Annotated in this window: 14 protein-coding genes; 9 read left to right on the top strand and 5 right to left on the bottom strand. The window is 71.8% G+C overall.

Features of this window, described 5'->3' with window-relative positions; all coding sequences use genetic code 11:
• Positions 1-213: 213 nt before the first annotated feature.
• Positions 214-1,098 (top strand): hypothetical protein, encoded by an 885-nt coding sequence (locus KIH74_RS03935; RefSeq protein ID WP_214154316.1) that lies wholly within the window; start codon positions 214-216, stop codon positions 1,096-1,098.
• A 221-nt stretch (positions 1,099-1,319) separates the two neighbouring features.
• Here the strand turns inward: KIH74_RS03935 and KIH74_RS03930 are convergent, their stop codons facing one another.
• Positions 1,320-2,801 carry an MFS transporter gene (locus KIH74_RS03930; protein ID WP_214154315.1) on the bottom strand — a complete coding sequence of 494 codons (1,482 nt, stop codon included), beginning with the start codon at positions 2,799-2,801 and terminating at the stop codon, positions 1,320-1,322.
• Positions 2,802-2,938: 137 nt separating this feature from the next.
• Here KIH74_RS03930 and KIH74_RS03925 point away from each other — a divergent pair, with 137 nt between their 5' ends.
• Positions 2,939-3,652, top strand: coding sequence for an AIM24 family protein (locus KIH74_RS03925; RefSeq protein ID WP_214154314.1), 714 nt, complete (start codon positions 2,939-2,941; stop codon positions 3,650-3,652).
• A gap of 48 nt (positions 3,653-3,700) precedes the next feature.
• Here the strand turns inward: KIH74_RS03925 and KIH74_RS03920 are convergent, their stop codons facing one another.
• Both KIH74_RS03920 and KIH74_RS03915 read right to left on the bottom strand, forming a co-directional pair.
• Positions 3,701-4,333 (bottom strand): alpha/beta hydrolase, encoded by a 633-nt coding sequence (locus tag KIH74_RS03920; protein WP_214154313.1) that lies wholly within the window; start codon positions 4,331-4,333, stop codon positions 3,701-3,703.
• A gap of 46 nt (positions 4,334-4,379) precedes the next feature.
• Entirely contained in the window at positions 4,380-5,561 is a 1,182-nt protein-coding gene (locus KIH74_RS03915; protein WP_214154449.1) for an aminotransferase class I/II-fold pyridoxal phosphate-dependent enzyme, read from the bottom strand.
• 107 nt (positions 5,562-5,668) lie between these two features.
• Between KIH74_RS03915 and KIH74_RS03910 the strand changes: the two genes are divergently transcribed.
• Positions 5,669-6,349, top strand: coding sequence for an SMI1/KNR4 family protein (locus tag KIH74_RS03910; RefSeq protein ID WP_214154312.1), 681 nt, complete (start codon positions 5,669-5,671; stop codon positions 6,347-6,349).
• A 10-nt stretch (positions 6,350-6,359) separates the two neighbouring features.
• Here the strand turns inward: KIH74_RS03910 and KIH74_RS03905 are convergent, their stop codons facing one another.
• Positions 6,360-6,740: a hypothetical protein gene (locus tag KIH74_RS03905; RefSeq protein WP_214154311.1), complete on the bottom strand. Its 381-nt coding sequence runs from the start codon at positions 6,738-6,740 to the stop codon at positions 6,360-6,362.
• A 45-nt stretch (positions 6,741-6,785) separates the two neighbouring features.
• The gene (gene uca, locus KIH74_RS03900) at positions 6,786-10,325 is read right to left on the bottom strand and encodes an urea carboxylase (protein ID WP_308113565.1); all 3,540 of its coding nucleotides are present in this window, start codon (positions 10,323-10,325) and stop codon (positions 6,786-6,788) included.
• A gap of 159 nt (positions 10,326-10,484) precedes the next feature.
• Between uca and KIH74_RS03895 the strand changes: the two genes are divergently transcribed.
• The 6 genes from KIH74_RS03895 (at position 10,485) to KIH74_RS03870 (ending at position 16,968) form a co-directional block, all read left to right on the top strand.
• The gene (locus KIH74_RS03895) at positions 10,485-11,138 is read left to right on the top strand and encodes a TetR/AcrR family transcriptional regulator (RefSeq protein ID WP_214154310.1); all 654 of its coding nucleotides are present in this window, start codon (positions 10,485-10,487) and stop codon (positions 11,136-11,138) included.
• Positions 11,139-11,242: 104 nt separating this feature from the next.
• A complete protein-coding gene (locus KIH74_RS03890; RefSeq protein ID WP_214154309.1) occupies positions 11,243-12,823 on the top strand; it encodes an ABC transporter substrate-binding protein in 1,581 nt (526 codons plus the stop codon).
• Between the two features lie 14 nt (positions 12,824-12,837).
• The gene (locus KIH74_RS03885) at positions 12,838-13,671 is read left to right on the top strand and encodes an ABC transporter permease (RefSeq protein WP_246571472.1); all 834 of its coding nucleotides are present in this window, start codon (positions 12,838-12,840) and stop codon (positions 13,669-13,671) included.
• Entirely contained in the window at positions 13,671-14,636 is a 966-nt protein-coding gene (locus KIH74_RS03880) for an ABC transporter permease (protein WP_214154307.1), read from the top strand. Before KIH74_RS03885 ends, KIH74_RS03880 begins: the two co-directional genes overlap by 1 nt.
• On the top strand, positions 14,633-16,153 hold the full coding sequence (locus KIH74_RS03875) for an ATP-binding cassette domain-containing protein (RefSeq protein ID WP_214154306.1): 1,521 nt from the start codon (positions 14,633-14,635) through the stop codon (positions 16,151-16,153). Before KIH74_RS03880 ends, KIH74_RS03875 begins: the two co-directional genes overlap by 4 nt.
• Complete coding sequence (locus KIH74_RS03870; RefSeq protein ID WP_214154305.1) at positions 16,150-16,968, top strand: MBL fold metallo-hydrolase; 819 nt, start codon at positions 16,150-16,152, stop codon at positions 16,966-16,968. The genes KIH74_RS03875 and KIH74_RS03870 overlap by 4 nt, the downstream gene beginning before the upstream one ends.
• Positions 16,969-17,032: the final 64 nt, after the last annotated feature.

Genomic DNA, 17,032 nt, shown 5'->3' with positions numbered 1-17,032 from the left:
TTGAGTGCGCAACTACTGGGGACGAGGGTAGTCGGGTCGCGCCGTCTGCTCCCCTAGCGGTCTGCGCCAGTGTGCGGGGCGGTGGCGCGGACCGGCCGGACCCAGCCGGGCGCGTCGTCGGCGGCCTCCGGTTTTCATCGGGAGTGGGCTGGTCAGGGCGGGGGCGGTCATTTTGTCGGTGGCAACTAATAGGCTCTGTCGTGTGATGGAACGATGAGCAAAGCAGACGCCCTGCGCGCCATGCGCGAGGCCCGGTTCGCGCGGTACGCCGAGCAGAAGAAGGCCGAGGCCAAGGCGGCGGCCAAACCCGCCCGCCCGGCGAAGGCCCCGTCTGCGCCCAGCGTGTCCGTCGAGCCGATCGAGTTGTTCGAGCAGGAGCCGAAACCCGCGGCCGGCGCCAAGGGGCGCAAGAAGGCCCCGGCGAAGAAGGCTGCGGCTTCAGAGGTCGCAGCCGGGGGCTCCGCGGGCGAGGGCTCCGGTGCTGCGGCTGACGGGGCCGCAAGCTCGGGGCCTGAGGGTTCCGCGGCGGGCGAGGGCACGGCCACGGCGACTCAGCACCCGGATGCGGGTGCCGCTGACCCGGGCACCGCAGACGAGGCGGTCGCGCAGCCGAAGGGGCGCACCCGCAAGACCGCCTCCAAGCGTGCGGCCAAGCCGAAGGCCGCTGCCGCGTCGCCCGAGAGCGACTCCACCGGAACCGGAACCGCTACCGGAACCGATGCCGTCGGAACCGATGCCGTCGGAACCGACACGGCTGGAACCGATGCCGTCGAGACCGCTTCCGCGGAAGCCTCGGCTGCCGGAACCGCAGCTGCCGGAACCGCCGACACCACCGACACCACCAGGCCGGCCGACGATGCCGACTCCGCGCAGACCGCCACCGGGTCCGCCGCTGGCGCCGCTGCGGAGGCCGGGGCGCAGGCCGAGCCGCAGGGTGCCAAGGTCATCGACCTGCGCCCGGTCGAGGCCGCGCAGGAGCAGGCCACCGAGGAGCTGCCCGAGGAACCCGAAGAGGAGGCGTGCGGCCACCGCAGCATGAACGGCCGCATCTGCACCCGGCCCAAGGGCCATCCGCAGAAGAGCCACCGGTACAACTGATCGGCGAACGCGGCCTCCGGCACGAAGGGCCGTGTCCGCCGCTCAGCGGTCCGTCGGAGGGGGCGGACCGGATCCGGCCGGGGCGGGCGTCCACCGGAGGCCGGGAGCACCACGTGTCCGGGGAATCCAGGGACGCCCCCGATTTTTGACACCACCGTCAGCGGGTTGGGGGTGTCAAACCCGGAAGGGGTTCCCCTCCAGACACTCTCACGCAGGGTCTCTCACGACGACACGGTCGGCCCGGCAGACGAGATCGGTGAGGCGATGTCTTCCAGGTTGCGGTTCTCGGCGTCCACCCCGAGCCACCACTCCAGCAGCCCGGCGACGAGCATCAGCCCGGCGCCCAGGTAGTAGCCGCCGGCCACGGCGTCGAAGCTCTCGGTCTCGACCAGCCTGCCGAACAGCAGCGGCCCGATGATCCCGCCCAGCCCGGTGCCCACGGCGTAGAAGAAGGCGATGGCCATGGCCCGGGTCTCCATCGGGAAGATCTCGCTCACCGTCAGGTAGGCCGAGCTGGCCCCGGCCGAGGCGAAGAAGAACACGATGCTCCAGGCCACGGTCAGGGTGGCGGCGCCGAACACCTCCTGCTGGAACAGCACCGCGGTGAAGATCAGGGCGATCGAGCTGACCACGTAGCTCAGGGTGATCATCATCCGGCGCCCGACGGTGTCGAAGAACGGGCCGAGCAGCACCGGGCCGAGGAAGTTCCCCACCGCCAGCGGGATGATGTAGAGCCCGGCGGTGCCCGAGCCGACGTCGAAGAACTTGGTCAGCACCAGGCCCTGGGTGAAGAACACGGCGTTGTAGAGAAACGCCTGGCCGACGAAGAGCCCGAGCCCCAGCGCCGAGCGCGAGGGGTAGGTGCGCAGCATCGTGCGGATGATCTCGAAGACCTTCACCGGGCCGCGCTCGCGGATCGCGATCGACTTCTCGTCCGGCACCGGTTCGAGGGTCAGCTTGTCCTGGTGCTCCACCACGTGCTCGATGTGGTCGACGATTCCCTCGGCCTCCTCGTGCTTGCCGTGGATCGTCAGCCAGCGTGGGCTCTCCGGAACATTGCGCCGCACCAGCAGAATCACCAGCCCGAGCACCGCGCCCAGGCCGAACGCCAGTCGCCAGCCGACGTCGGCGGGCAGGATGTCGGTGTCGAGCAGCACCAGGGTCAGGGCCGCCCCGACGGCCGCACCAAGCCAGTACGAGCCGTTGATCATCAGGTCGATCCGGCCGCGCAGGCGGGCGGGCATCAGCTCGTCGATCGCCGAGTTGATGGCCGCGTACTCACCGCCGATGCCGGCCCCGGTGAAGAACCGGCAGACGAAGAAGAACAACGGGTTCATCGAGAACGCGGTGAGCACCGTGGCGGCCAGGTAGAGGCCGAGGGTGATCATGAAAAGCTTTCGTCGTCCATACTTTTCGGTCAGCTGCCCGAAGAACAACGCCCCCAGGCAGGCCCCGGCCACGTAGATCGCGGCGGCCTGCCCGACCTGTGAGGCGGACAGCTCCAGACCGCTGCCGCTCTCGGTGAGCCGGTCGCCGAGCGCCCCGACGATGGTGACCTCGAGGCCGTCGAGGATCCAGACCGTGCCGAGACCGATCAGGACGGTGAGGTGCCAGCTCGACCAGGGCAGCCGGTCGAGCCGCGCTGGGAGGTTGCTCCGCAGGGTCCGGCCGTCCCCCGTTCCCTGCTGCGGCGTCGTCGTCACGGGAAGACCTTGAACCCGCATTCCGGACACCGCACGTCGATCTGCCGCAGCCGCGAAAAGTTCCCAGTTCAGCGGCCTGTGATCGCCACACCGCAAGTGCCGTACGAGCGGCCCGGCGCCGCAATAGTGTGGACGGCATGCAGAGCAGCCTGTTCCACGAGTCGAATCTCGAGATCTCCGGGCAGAACCGGTTCGCGCTCCAGAACTCGCAGATGCTGCGGGTCGCGCTCGGCCCGGACGTGCTGGCGGCCAAGGGGGCCATGGTCGCCTATCAGGGCCGGGTCACGTTCAACCACGAGGGCTCCGGCAGCGTGGGCAAGTTCCTGAAGAAGGTGCTCACCAACGAAGACCTGCCGCTGATGCGGGTGAGCGGCCAGGGCGAGGTGTTCTTCGCGAACGAGGCCGGTTACGTGCACCTGGTCGAGCTCACGGGCGACGCCCTCAGCGTGAACGGGCAGAACCTGATCGCCTTCGACGCCTCCCTGGAATGGGACATCAAGCGCGTTCAGGGCGCGGGCATGATGGCCGGCGGCCTGTTCAACACGGTGCTCTCCGGCCAGGGCACCGCCGCGCTGGTGTCGGTCGGCCAGCCGGTGGTGCTGGACTGCTCGAACCAGCCCACCTTCGTCGACGTGCAGGCCGCCGTGGCCTGGTCGGCCAACCTGGTGCCCGACATCGTCTCCAGCATGAACGTGCGCTCGCTGCTGCGCGGCGGCACCGGAGAGGCGTTCCAGTATGCCTTCCACGGGCCGGGTTTCGTGATCGTTCAGCCCAGCGAGTGGAGCGCCGCGGCGCAGCAGGCCCAGTCCGCCGGTGGTGGCGGTGGCGGTCTGGGCGGACTGTTCAGTTGATCGAACCATGGACGACGAAGAGCCGCTGACGGGGCCCTTCGTCGTCCATCATTCCGCGGCCGCCAGGCGGTCGCGCAGCCAGCCCTGGAGCTCTTCCAGAACGGGCATCGAGATGCCGTGCCCGCCAGGCCTTCTCACCGCGCGCACGATCGCGCCGGAGCCGCCGGTCAGGTACTGCCAGGTGCGGTCGAGCAGTTCGCGCGGGATCACCGCGTCGTCCTCCCCCTGACCGACGAAAACCGGCAGCCCGGCCAGGTGATCGGCGTCCACCGGCACCCCCGCGTCGAACGGCAGCGTGCCGTAGAGGACGGCCGCCCCGGCGAAACGCCCCGGCCGGTCGAGGATCAGGCCGCCGGCGAAGGCCGCCCCGCCGGAGAACCCGATCAGGTGCACCGGCCGGTCCTCCGCGAAACCGTCGAGCCAGGCGGTGAACCAGTCCATCGTCTGGCGCAACGACTCGGCACGTGGCCGGCCGATGCCCCGGTTCGCGAACCAGGCGTACCCCCCGCCCTCGGCGATCGGCGCCCGGACCGCCAGGTACTCGGCCCCTTCCGGCAGGTGCCCGGCCAGCCCGATGATGTCGGCCTCGTTCGAGCCCCGGCCGTGCAGCAGCACCACCAGCGGGCGGCCCGTGCCGGCGCTGACGGTGACCGGCTCCGGGAAGGGCGAGTGATTGAGCATTCAAATATAATACCCCGGGGACGACCTCTCCGTCGGCACGGATGCGTCAGACGCGGGTCAGCGACCCGGTGAACGCCTGGATGCGGGAGAGCCCCTCATGCAGTTCGGCGACCGAGGCGGCGTGTGACAGCCGCACGTAGCGGTCGGCGCCGATCCGGCCGAAGTCGCGGCCCGGGGTCAGGGCCACGTGCTGCTCGGCCAGCATCCGTTCGCAGAACTCCCACGAGGTCAGGCCGGTGCCGCTGACGTCGAAGTACACGTAGAAGGCGCCGTCGGGCAGCACCGGCACCGGCAGCCCGGCGGCCTCCAGCCCTCGCAGCACCACCGCCCGGCGCCGTTCGAACTCCTCCCGGCGGCTCTCGGCCACGTCGATCGAGGCCGGGGTGAAGCACTCCAGGGCGGCGTACTGCGCGGGGGTGGAGGGGCAGATGTAGTAGTTCTGGGCGAGGCGCTCCATCACCGGCACGAACTCCTCCGGCACCACGCACCAGCCGAGCCGCCAGCCGGTCATGCCGAAGTATTTGGAGAAGCTGTTGATCACGAAAGCGTCCGGGTCGCAGGACAGAACACTGGCGGGAGGGCGGCCGTCGGCGTCGTGGGCGCCGAGGTTCAGGTAGATCTCGTCCACCACCCGCCAGGCGCCGCGCTCGCGGGCGAGGTCGCAGACGGCCCGCAGCTCGTCCGGCGCGATCGAGGTGCCGGTCGGGTTCGACGGAGTGGCGATCATGATGCCCCGGGTGTCGTCGGTCCACTCGGCGCGCACCGCGGCCAGGTCCAGCTGGAACCGGGACTGCGCCGTGGTGGGCACGAGAACCACGTCGGCACCGAAGCTCTCGGCGAACTGCCGGTTGCACGGGTAGGCCGGATCGCCGATCAGCACCCGGTCACCCTCGTTCACCAGGGCGGCACTGACCAGCAGCAGGGCGGCGGAGGCCCCCGCCGTCACCACGATGCGCCGCGGGTCCACCGCCACGTCGTGCTGCTGCCGGTAGAAGCCGGAGATCGCCTGACGCAGCTCGGGCAGCCCGGTGGCCCCGGTGTAGGGCAGCGGCCGGCCGTCGGACAGCCGGCCGAGCGCGGCCAGCACCGCGGGCGGGGCACCGAAGTCCGGCTCCCCCAGATTCATCCGGACCACGTGATGACCCTGCTGCTCCAGCTCATGGGCCCGTTTGCCGAACTCCATCGCGTAGAACGGCTCGACGGCCAGTGCTCGCTTCGACGGTCTCACCGGCTTGCTCATCGGCTCAGCATAAAGTCCGGCGATTGTGGACGACGCCGAGCCCGTACCGGGCCTATCGTCGTCCACAATCGCCTGCCCGAGCTGGAGGAGAGCAGATGGTGGCCGAAGCGATCGCCCCACCGCGCGCGGAGGTGCAGGAGGCCTGGGCCGGGCTGCTCGACGCCCTGGCCCGGGCCGGTTACGCGGTGGACGAGCTGGTCCGTCCCGGTGCCGCCCAGGCCGACGTCGCGGCCGCCCAGCAGGCCGTCGGCCGGGCGCTGCCCGCCGACCTGGCCGGGCTCTACCAGCTCGCCGATGGGCAGACCGAGTGGTACGACCTGACGCACGGCGCGCACGCGAAAACCGTTCGCGAGCGCGGGCGCTGGGCGTGCGCCCTGTTCGGCGACGGCTGGGGTTTCGACCCGGTGGCCAAGCTGGCCGACGGGTGGCGGGCCTGGCAGGAGGTGCGGTCCGGGTACACGCCGCAGGAGCTGGCCAAGAACTTCGACCGTGCGGTGGAGGTGCGCGAGGGCGATCCGGTGCAGGGCCTGTACACCTCGCCGGACTGGATAGGTTTCGCGACCGACGGCGGGGGCAACCAGCTGGCCGTCGACCTGACCCCGGCGCCCGGTGGACGGGTCGGGCAGGTGATCGTGATCGGCGCGGACGAAGACCTGCGCCGGGTGATCGCACCGGGAGTGGTGGAGCTGCTGGAACTGTGCGTGGAACGGCTCGCCGCGGTGGACCCGGCGCAGGCCGAGAACGGGGTGCTGCTCTACGAGCTGGAGCCTTCTTGAGACGGCCCGCTCAGGCCGGACGCGGCTGAGCGTCGCGCCAGGCCAGGAAGCGGGCGATCACCGCTCGCTGCCCACCGCCGAAGGCGAACTCGTCGAGGAGTCGCGAGGCCGCCTCGCCCCGGGCGACGTCTCGCGCCGGGATCCAGGCCGAGTACAGCCGCACACCCCGCCGCGCGGCCCAGGTGATCAGCACCGAATCGCCCGACCAGGCCTGCACCGCCGCCGGCACGACCGCCAGCACCTCGTCGTCTTCCCCCCGCAGCAGGGCCAGCACCGGCACCGCCTGCGGCGGCTCGTGCACCCGGACCCGCGGATCACGGGGAAGGAACTGATGAACGGCTCGCGACTGCATCGGCTGCATGAGCACCCCCGCCACGGTCGGTGTGGCCAACACCCCCAGTTTATCGAACGTTTGTTCGAGTGACCACACCACCGTTCAGCGGGGCCCCAGCACCACCAGCGCATCGCCGGGCGCCACCTGCGACCCGGGCGTCACCGGGATCGCGGCCACCACCCCGGCCGCGGCCGCGAGCACCGGTGCCTCCATCTTCATCGCCTCCAGCACCACCACCTCCTGCCCGGCCTCGACCAGGTCGCCCGGCCGCACCAGCACCTTCCAGACGTTCGCCACGAACGGCGCGTCCACCCGGGTGCCACCCTCCGGCACCGCCACCTCGGCGGTCACCTCGACCACCTGCGCGGCGGCCCGCTCGGCCCGGTCGAACTCACCCGCCTCCTCCCAGGCCCGGCGCTCCGCCCCGAACGCCGCGGCCTGCACCTGGCGGAACGCGGCGATCGAGTCGGCGTTGCCGGCCAGGAACCGTTCGTGCTCGGCCAGCGAGAAGCTGCCCTCGGTGATGTCCGGGGTGCTGCGCCCGGCGGCCAGGTCGGCGCGCAGGTCGAGCAGTTCCTCGGCCGACACCGGGTACCAGCTGATCCGGTCGAAGAAGTCCAGCAGCCAAGGGTTCTCGCCGGCGGCCGGATGGGTGCGCCAGACCTGCGTGGTACGCCCGACGAACTGGTAGCCGCCCGGCCCCTCCATGCCGTAGATACACAGGTATGCGCCGCCGATGCCGACCGAGTTCTCCGCGGTCCAGGTGCGGGCCGGGTTGTACTTGGTGGTGACCAGCCGGTGCCGCGGGTCGAGCGGCGTGGCCACCGGTGCGCCCAGGTACACGTCGCCCAGCCCGAGCACCAGGTACTCGGCGTCGAACACGGTGCGGTACACGTCGTCCGGCGTCTCCAGGCCGTTGATCCGGCGGATGAACTCGATGTTCCACGGGCACCACGGGGCGTCGTCGCGCACCCCGGCCATGTACCGCTCGATCGCCAGCCGGGTGGCCGGGTCGTCCCAGCTCAGGGGCAGGCGCACCCGCCGGCTCGGCACCACCAGCTCGCTCGTGGCCGGCAGGTCGCCCTCGGCCTCCACCAGCAGCCCGAGCAGACGCGACACCGGCAGCACCTCCGGATCCACGTGCACCTGAAGGCTGCGGATGCCCGGGGTGAGGTCGACCACGCCCGGGATTCCGAGCCCCGCCAGACGGGTGTGCAGCGCGTGCACCCGCGCCCGCAGGCCGAGATCCAGTGTCATCGGGCCGTATTCGATCAGCACATTGTCGTCACCGCTGCGCCGGTACGCCACCTCGGGAGCGTCGCCGTCGGCCGCGCAGCGCAGCAGTACGCCGTCCGTACCCCTCAGACCCCTTGAGGTCTGAGCCTTCTCGACGAATCGCACGGTGTCACCCGGTCGCAGCTGACCGAGTTTCCAGCGCTCGGAACGGATCACGGTGACCGGGCAGACGAACCCGCCGAGCGACGGGCCGTCCGGGCCGAGCAGGATCGGGGTGTCGCCGGTGAAGTCGAGGGCACCCACGGAGTAGGCGTTGTCGTGGATGTTGGACGGGTGCAGCCCGGCCTCCCCGCCGTCCCGGCGCGCCCACTCCGGTTTCGGGCCGATCAGCCGCACGCCGGTGCGCGCGGAGTTGAAATGCACCTCGTAGCGGGCCGACAGGATCTGCCGGACGTCCGCCCGGGTGAAGAAGTCCGGGGCACCGTGCGGGCCGACGGTGACCGTCAGGTCCCAGTGCCGTTCGAAGGCAACGGGTTCCAGGGTGGCGGCGGGCTCACCGGTGGCCTGCCTGTGCCCGGCACGCAGCACGTCGCCGGGGCGCAGGGCCCGCCCGCCGTGGCCACCGAACCCGCCCAGGGTGAAAGTCGACGCAGAACCCAGATAATCAGAGACGGCGAAACCCCCGCCGATCGTCACGTAGCTGCGCAGCCCGGCGCTCGCCTCGCCGACCGCCAGCGTGGCCCCGGCCGGAACCGTCACCACGCTCCACATCGCCACCTCCCGGCCGTCGACCGTGACCGGGGCCGGGGCACCGGTGACGCAGACCCGGGTGGCGTGGGTGAACGTCAGTTCCGGGCCGTTCGCCGTGCACTCCAGCCCGGCCGCGTCGTCCGGGTTGCCCAGCAGCCGGTTGCCCGCCCGCAGCGACCGGTCGTCCATCGCCCCGCTCGGCGGCACCCCCACCTGCCAGAAGCCGCGCCGGCCGTCGGCGTCCTGAACGGTCGTCATCAGGCCCGGCCGGCCCACGGTGATCCGTGGCTCCGGATCGCCCAGCCCCTCCAGCGTTCCGGTGTGATGGCCGAGCGCGGAGAACTCCGGCAGCCGCGTGATTGCCCGCAACAGGCCGAGATTCACCTCCACGCCGTCGAACCGGGTCCGCCCGAGCGCCTCGCGCAGCCGGCCCAGCGCCTCGTCACGGGTGTCGCCGTGCACGATCACCTTGGCCAGCAGCGGGTCGTACTCGGTCGGGATCGTGGTGCCGGTGGTGACCCAGCCGTCCACCCGCGCACCGGCGGGCAGTTCCACCCGGGTCAGCAGACCGGCGCCGGGCCGGAACCCGGCGGCCGGGTCCTCGGCGTAGACCCGGGCCTCGAAGGCGTGCCCGCGCGACGGAACAGCATCGGAAATCCCCGCCAGCAGGTCTTTCTCGCCCCCGGCCAGCCGCAGCATCCACCCCACCAGGTCCACCCCGGTGACCGCCTCGGTGACCGGGTGCTCCACCTGGAGGCGGGCGTTCACCTCCAGGAACGACGCCTCGCCGCGGGCCGGGTCGTAGACGAACTCCACGGTGCCGGCCGAGCGGTAACCGACGGACGCCAGCAGGTCGCGCGCCGAGGTGTGCAACCGCTCCCGCAGCCCGTCGGGCAGACCCGGCGCGGGCGCCTCCTCCACCACCTTCTGATGCCGCCGCTGGAGCGAGCAGTCCCGGTCGCCCAGTGACACCACCCGCCCGGCACCGTCGCCGAACACCTGCACCTCGACGTGCCGGGCCCGCTCCACATACCGTTCGGCGAACACCCCGGCGTCACCGAAACTCCGGGCCGCGAGCCCGGAGACGCGCTCGAAACCGGCCCGCAGCGCGGCCTCGTCGCGGCACACCGTCATCCCGATCCCGCCACCGCCGCCGGTGGCCTTCAGCATCACCGGGTAGCCGATCTCCGCCACCTCGGCCACCGCCGCCTCGGCCGACTCCAGCAGCCCGGTGCCGGGGAACACCGGCACCCCGGCCGCCACCGCGGCGGCCCGGGCGGTGTGCTTGACCCCGAGCAGCCGCAGCTGCCGCGGCGTCGGGCCGACCCAGACCAGCCCGGCCGCCTCCACCTGCTCGGCGAACGAGGCGTCCTCGGACAGGAAGCCGTAGCCCGGGTGCACCGCCTGCGCACCGGTGTCGCGGGCCGCGGCCAGCAGCGCCCGCGCGTTCAGGTAGCTCGCCGCCGGCGCGGCCGGCCCGATCAGCACCGCCTCGTCGGCCAGCAGCACGTGCGCGGCGGCCCGGTCGGCCTCGGAGAACACCGCCACCGTGCGGATGCCGAGCCGCTTCGCCGAGCGGATGACCCGGCAGGCGATCTCGCCGCGGTTGGCCACCAGCAGCGTGGAGATCCCCTGGCCTGTGCGCAGTTCCGTCACCAAGTCCTCGCGATTCCAGACATCCGGCCGCACCCCCCGAGGAGCGGCGGCCCATTTTCTATTAGTTGATAGAAAGTCAAGACAGCACGCGTTGACGCCGGATTCCGTACCGGTTAACACGACGTAACCTCGCTCGCCGGGGCGGGTTACACTCCGGCCATGCCCACGCTCGGCCGGCCCCGTGCCAAAGGCCCCTCCACCTCCGGCCTCAGCACCGAGCAAGACATCCTGGCCGCCGCCGCGCACCTGTTCTGCACGGCCGGCTACGGCAGCACCAGCACGCACAAGATCGCGGCCCGGGCCGGCATCAGCCAGGCCTCGATGTACCACTACTTCCCCGGCAAGCAGGCCGTACTGCTGCGGCTGCTGATGGAGACCGTGCGCCCCTCGGTGGAGTTCGCCACCTCACTGGCGGCCAGCGACGCGCCGGCCGACGTGCGGCTGTGGGCCCTGTGCTCCTACGACACCCGGCTGCTGCTGTCCGGACCGGACAACCTGGGCGCGCTCTACCTGATCCCCGGGGTCGACGAGGAGCCCTTCGCCGAGTTCCGGACCGAGCGGGAACGCCTCTACGGGGTGTACCGCGAACTCGTCGCCGCCGTGCTAGACACCACCCCCGACCTGGCGAAACCGACTGCGGCACTGGTGATCGGCCTGATCGAGTCGGTGATCCTGCGGCGCCGCACCGAGGGCACGATGGATGCCGCCGAGGTGGCCCCGGCGATCGCCGACGCGGCCCTGCGCGTGCTGCGAGTGCCCGAGCGCCGGCTACGCACTGTGGCCCGCACCACATCTTCCGCCTTCACCATTTAACCAATCCCGCCGCGCCCGCGTATCACCGGCGAAACACGCGATGGGCTGAATAGGGCCGACTTCCTATCGGTTGATCGAAACTCTCCCGGCTGGCGAGGACCCCCATGAAGCGCCGATTCTCCCCGTATCTGCGGCCCCTCAGCGCCGTCGTCATCGTCACGAGCCTGGCCGCGTGCTCGGGCACGAGCCAGGGCGGCGCCGGCGGCGCCGCGGACGAGCTGCGCCTGGCGATCTCCGCCGAGATGCCCACACTCGACCCGCAGACCGTGTACCAGTACGAGGGCAACCAGGTGCTCACCGCGGTCTACGAGGGCCTGCTCACCTACAGCCCCGACTCCACCGACGAGATCGAGCCGATGCTCGCCGAGTCGTACGAGATGTCGGACGACGGGCTCACCTACACCTTCCACCTGCGCGACGACGTGACCTTCGCCGACGGCCGGGCGATGACCTCGAAAGACGTTCTGGCGAGCTTCGAGCGGCTGGCCGACCCGGACCTCGGGTCGCAGATGGCCTACATGGTGGCCGGGGTGAAGAACTACGACACCCCCGACGACTCCACCTTCGTGGTCGAGCTGTCGGCGGCGAGCAGCTCGTTCCTGTCGCTGGTGGCCAGCCCGTTCGGCCCCAAGGTGATCGACGCCGACGTGCTGGACGAGCATGCGGACGACGACGCGGCGGCCTACCTGGCGGAGAACACCGCGGGCACCGGGCCCTACCAGCTCACCTCGATGACCGCGGGCCAGGAGTACGACCTCGCCCGGCGGGACGGTTACTGGGGCGCCGAGCCGTATTTCGCCACCGTGTCGGTGAAGGTGATCAGCGACGCCGCCACCCAGCTGCTCCAGTTGCAGGGCGGCGACCTGGACGTGATCACCGGTCAGCCGGTGACCACGCTGAACCAGTTCGCGGCCGACGACGACTACCAGGTGGTGCGGTTCCCCACGCTCCAGAAGGCCGACCTGCACGTGAAGACCAGCGGCACCCTGGCGGACGTGGAACTGCGCACGGCGCTGCGAGACTCGATCGATCGGCAGGCCCTGGTCAGCCAGGTCTGGGGTGAGTACGCCACGGTGTCGGAGCAGATGTACCCGGCCGGGATGGTGCCGGAGGGCACGGCCGCCGACACCTGGCAGACATCGACGCAGACCTCGAACGGCGATCTGGCCACCCTGGCCCGGGGGAAGACGATCACGCTCGGGTACATCGCCGGGCACACCGCCGACCAGCAGGCCGCCGAGGCGCTCCAGGCGCAGTGGGCCGCCGCCGGGGTGGACGTCGAGCTGAGCTCGGTGCAGGGCAACGACGTGTACGGGCTGAGCGGAAGTCTCGACACCGCACCGGATCTGCTGTTCGAGGCGGCCTACCCGGACTCGGCGCACCCGGACACCTGGGCCCGGCTGTTCTGGTACTCCGACAGCGCCGACGGCAACGGCGCCCTGAACTACCTGGCGGGCGGCACCCCGGCGGCCGACGAGCTGATCGACACCGGGTCGGCCGCGACCGACCAGGCCGAGATCGAGAAGGCCTACGGCGAGGCGGGAGACGCGATCCACGACGACGTCTCGTACATCACCCTGGCCGACCTCCAGGACGCGTTCATCATGAGCGCCGACCTGACCGGCGCCGGGCACTGGCTGCCGCTGTCGGTCACGCTCGACCTGCGCACGCTGAAGCGGAACTGACCACCGTGAGCACCATGGCCGCGCCGGTGCGGTTCCGGGTCGTCGCACCGCGCCGGAATGCCGGCGGCATGCTGGAACTCGGGTGCCTGGTCCTGATCGTCGTCCTCACCCTGGTTCTGCCGTTCGCCCGCTGGCTCGTGCCGGCGGGCGAGACCGAGATCGTGGCGGCGCCTTTCACCGCACCCGGGTGGCAGCACTGGCTGGGCACCGACGAACAGGGCCGCGACGTGCTCTCCCGCGTCGTCCTCGGGTTGTCGGCCGGCTGGTGGGGAGTGCTCGGCATCATCGGGGGCAGTCTGCTGATCGGCACCCTGGTGGGCACTCTCGCCGGGATGTCGGGCAAAATCGTGGACGGCGTGCTGATGCGGATCACCGACGCCGTGCTGGCGCTGCCCGGGCCGCTGGTCGCGCTGCTGGTGGTGGCGGCCCTCGGCCCGGGCCTGCGCAACGTGCTGCTGGCCGTGACCGCCACCTGGTGGCCCTGGTACGCGCGCATCGTGCGCGGCCAGGTGCGGGCGGTCCGGCACCTGCCGCACGTCGACGCCGCCCGCTCCGCCGGGTTGTCCCGGTTACGGGTCACCGGGCGGCACGTCCTGCCCGGGGTGCTGCGGCAGGTGGTCGTCGTGGCCTCGCTCGACGTCGGCTCGGTGCTGGTGCTGCTGGCCTCGCTGTCGTTCATCGGGCTCGGCGCCCCGGCCCCGGCCGCCGAGATCGGCAGCATGTCGGCCGCCGGTTTCACCTACCTGTTCAGTGCGCCGTGGATCGCTCTCGCTCCCGCCGCAGTGCTTTTCGTGGTCACGATGGCTGCCAACTTCGCCGGCGACGGGGTACAGGAGCGGATCGGCTGATGGCTTTCCTGCGACAGTTCGGCGTGCGGCTGGCCGCGATGGCCGGCGTGCTACTGGTGCTGACCTTCGTGGTCGACCTGATCCAGCGACAGCTGCCCTCCGACCCGGCCCGGGTGCTGGCCGGGCGCACCGCCTCACCCCAGGCGCTGGCCGCGGCCCGGGAGCGACTTGGCCTGGACGAGCCGCTGATCCCGCACTACCTGGGCTATCTCGGCCGGTTGCTGGGCGGTGACCTGGGCACGTCGGTGAGCACCCGGCGCCCGGTGGCCGACGACATCGCCACCTATCTGCCCGCCACGCTCGAACTGGTGCTGGTGGCGGCGGTTATGGCGCTGGCCGGCGGCCTGCTGCTGGGCGTGTTCGGGGCCCGGGACGGGATCGCCGCCGGCACGGTGCGGGTGGTCACCGTGGCCGGGGCCTCGGCGGCGTCGTTCCTGGTGGCGATCGTGCTGCTCCTGGTGTTCTACCGCGACCTGCACTGGTTCCCGGCGGGCGGCCGGGGCGCGGCCCTGCTGGCGCCCGGCGGCGTGACCGGATTCCTCGACGCGCTGTGGCATCTCGTGCTGCCCGCCGTGGTGCTGTCGCTGTCGCCGGCCGTGGCGATCGGCCGGGTGCTGCGGGCCTCGCTGCGCGAGGCGATGGCGGCCGACTACGTGCGCTCGGCCCGGGCCAAGGGGGCCGGCTGGTGGGCCACGGTGTGGCGGCACGGGCTGCGCAACGCCGCCGGGCCCGCCCTGTCGATGGCCGGGCTCCAGGTGAGCATCATGTTCAGCGGCTCGGTGGTGGTGGAGGGACTGTTCTCCTGGCCGGGTCTGGGCCGCTACCTGTCCGGGGCGATCGCCGCCTCCGACCTGGCCGCGATCACCGGGGTGGTGCTGGTGCTCGGGGTGGCCTACGTGCTGCTCAATTTCGTCGTCGACATGCTCCAGCTGCTGATCGACCCGCGACTTCGGGAGACGTCATGACCCACATCGTGGCCCGGGTGTCCGGGCTGGTGGTCGATTTCGGCGGCCGGCGGGCCGTGGACGGGGTCGACCTGGAGATCACCGCGGGCGAGATCGTCGCCCTGGTCGGCGAGTCCGGCTCGGGCAAGACCGTTCTGGGCAGCTGCCTGCTCGGCCTCCCGGCTCCGCACGCCTCGGTCGGCGGCACCGTGGAGGTGGACGGCGTGGACATGCTGACCGGGTCGCGGGCGCAGCGGCACCGGGTGCGCCGGCACCGGCTGGGTGCCGTCTTCCAGGACCCGCTCACCTCGCTCGACCCGACGATGCGGGCCGGGGCGCAGGTGTGCGAACGTGGCGCCACCCCGGAGCGCGGGGTGGCGGCGCTGGAGGAGTGCGGAGTTCCCGAGCCCGGCGAGCGGTTTCACTACTGGCCGCACCAGCTGTCCGGCGGGCTGCGGCAACGGGTGAGCATCGCCGGGGCGATCGCCACCCCGACCGGCGAGGCCCCGGCGCTGATCGTGGCCGACGAGCCGACCACGGCTCTCGACGTCAGCGTGCAGGCCCGGGTGGTGGCGCTGTTCGCCCGGTTGCGGGCCGAGCACGGCTGCTCGGTGCTGCTGATCACCCACGACCTGGGGGTGGCCGCGCAGATCGCCGACCGGATCGTGGTGATGTCGGACGGGCAGATCCGCGAACAGGGCCCGGCAGCCGCCGTACTCGGCGCCCCGAAACACCCCTACACGCGCAGGCTCCTGGCATCGCGCCTGGACATCGCCGGTCCGTTCGGCGTTCCGGACGCCTCGTTCGATACGGCGAACGAGGTGCTGGGGATGTCCGGCATCGTCCAGGACTTCCCGGTGCCGCACCGCCGGCGCCAGACCCGGCGGGTGCTGCACGGCGTGGATCTGAGCCTGGCCGAGGGGGAATCGGTGGCGCTGGTCGGCGAGAGCGGGAGCGGCAAGTCCACGCTGCTGCGGATCGCGGCCGGACTCCAGACGCCGAGCGCGGGTTCGGTGCGGGTGCCGGCGGACACGCGTCCCCAGTTGATCTTTCAGGACGCCCGGGCCTCGCTGACGCCGTGGATGCCGATCGGCCGGCAGATCGCCGAGCGGCTGCCCCGGGCGGAGCGCGGGCACCGGGTGGCCGAGCTGCTGCGGCGGGTCGGGCTGGACCCGGAACTGGCCGGGGCACGTCCGGGACGGCTGTCCGGCGGCCAGTGCCAGCGGGCCGCGATCGCCCGGGCCCTGGCCTCCTCGCCGCGCGTGCTGCTGTGCGACGAGCCGGTGAGCGCACTCGACGCCACCCTGGCCGCCCAGGTCGTGGACCTGCTCGACGAGCTGCGCCGCACCACCGGTGTGGCTCTGCTGCTGGTCACCCACGACCTCGCGGTGGCCAAGCGGATCGCCGGGCGGGTCGCGGTGATGACGGAGGGCCGGATCGTGGAGGAGGGTGGCGTGCGCGAGGTGTTCGACGCGCCGCGGCACGACTACACCAGGAGTCTGCTGGCGGCGTCCCCGAGTCTGGAGGTGGCTTCATGAGTGTGCGTGACTGGCAGCCCGGTTCGGGCCTCGGCCTGACCGGCCGGCCGCTGCGGATGCATCCGATGGTGGTGGGCTACGAGCCGATCCGGGAGCCGATCTCGGTGCCCGGCGGCGACCCGGCCCGGTTCCTGCTGGAGCCGGTGACGGTGGCCGCGGTGGTGTTCGAGAACGGCTGGCTGTTGTTCGACAGCGGTTTCAACGTGGACGTGGTGCGCGATGCGGCCCGGCGCGCGGAATACCTGAACTACGAGAGCTACACCGCCCTGCTGCCGCCCGGCGACCCGCTGGCCGACCAGGTGGCGGCGCTCGGCCTGGACTGGGCCGGCCTGAAGGGCTGCGGAATCTCGCACGTGCACCTCGACCACACCGGCGGCCTGCGCCTGATCAGCGCCCCGGTGCTGATGCAGCGGGCCGAGTACGAGTTCGCCCGGGCCATCCCGGAACTCGGCGACACGCTGGTCACGGTGCCCGGCGACTTCCTGCGGCCGGACCTCGACCTGGTGCTGCTCGACGGCGACACCGCCCTGGCCCCGGGGGTGAGCGCCCTGGACACCCGCGGCCACACCCCGGGCCACCAGTCGTTCCGGATCGAGCTGCCCACCCGCACCGTGGTTCTCGCCTGCGACGCGGCCGACCTGCGCGGCAACATCGAGCAGGCGCTGCCGTGCGGCACCACCATGCGACCCCAGGACGAGCCGCACGCTCTGACCGCGATCCGGCGGCTGCACGAGCTGGATCAGCAGCCGGGGGTGGAGGTCTGGCCCGGGCACGACCCGGACTGGGCACCGTGGCGTGAGACGACGGTCACCTGATCGGCGATTCCACAGCCCGCGCACAGGCTCTGCCCTCCAGCGCGGCGTGATGAACGTCCGGCCA

The sequence above is a fragment of the Kineosporia corallincola genome, from assembly GCF_018499875.1.
Classification (GTDB): domain Bacteria; phylum Actinomycetota; class Actinomycetes; order Actinomycetales; family Kineosporiaceae; genus Kineosporia; species Kineosporia corallincola.
The sequence above is the reverse complement of the archived record's forward strand: the minus strand, read 5'-3'. Positions and strand labels throughout refer to the sequence as shown.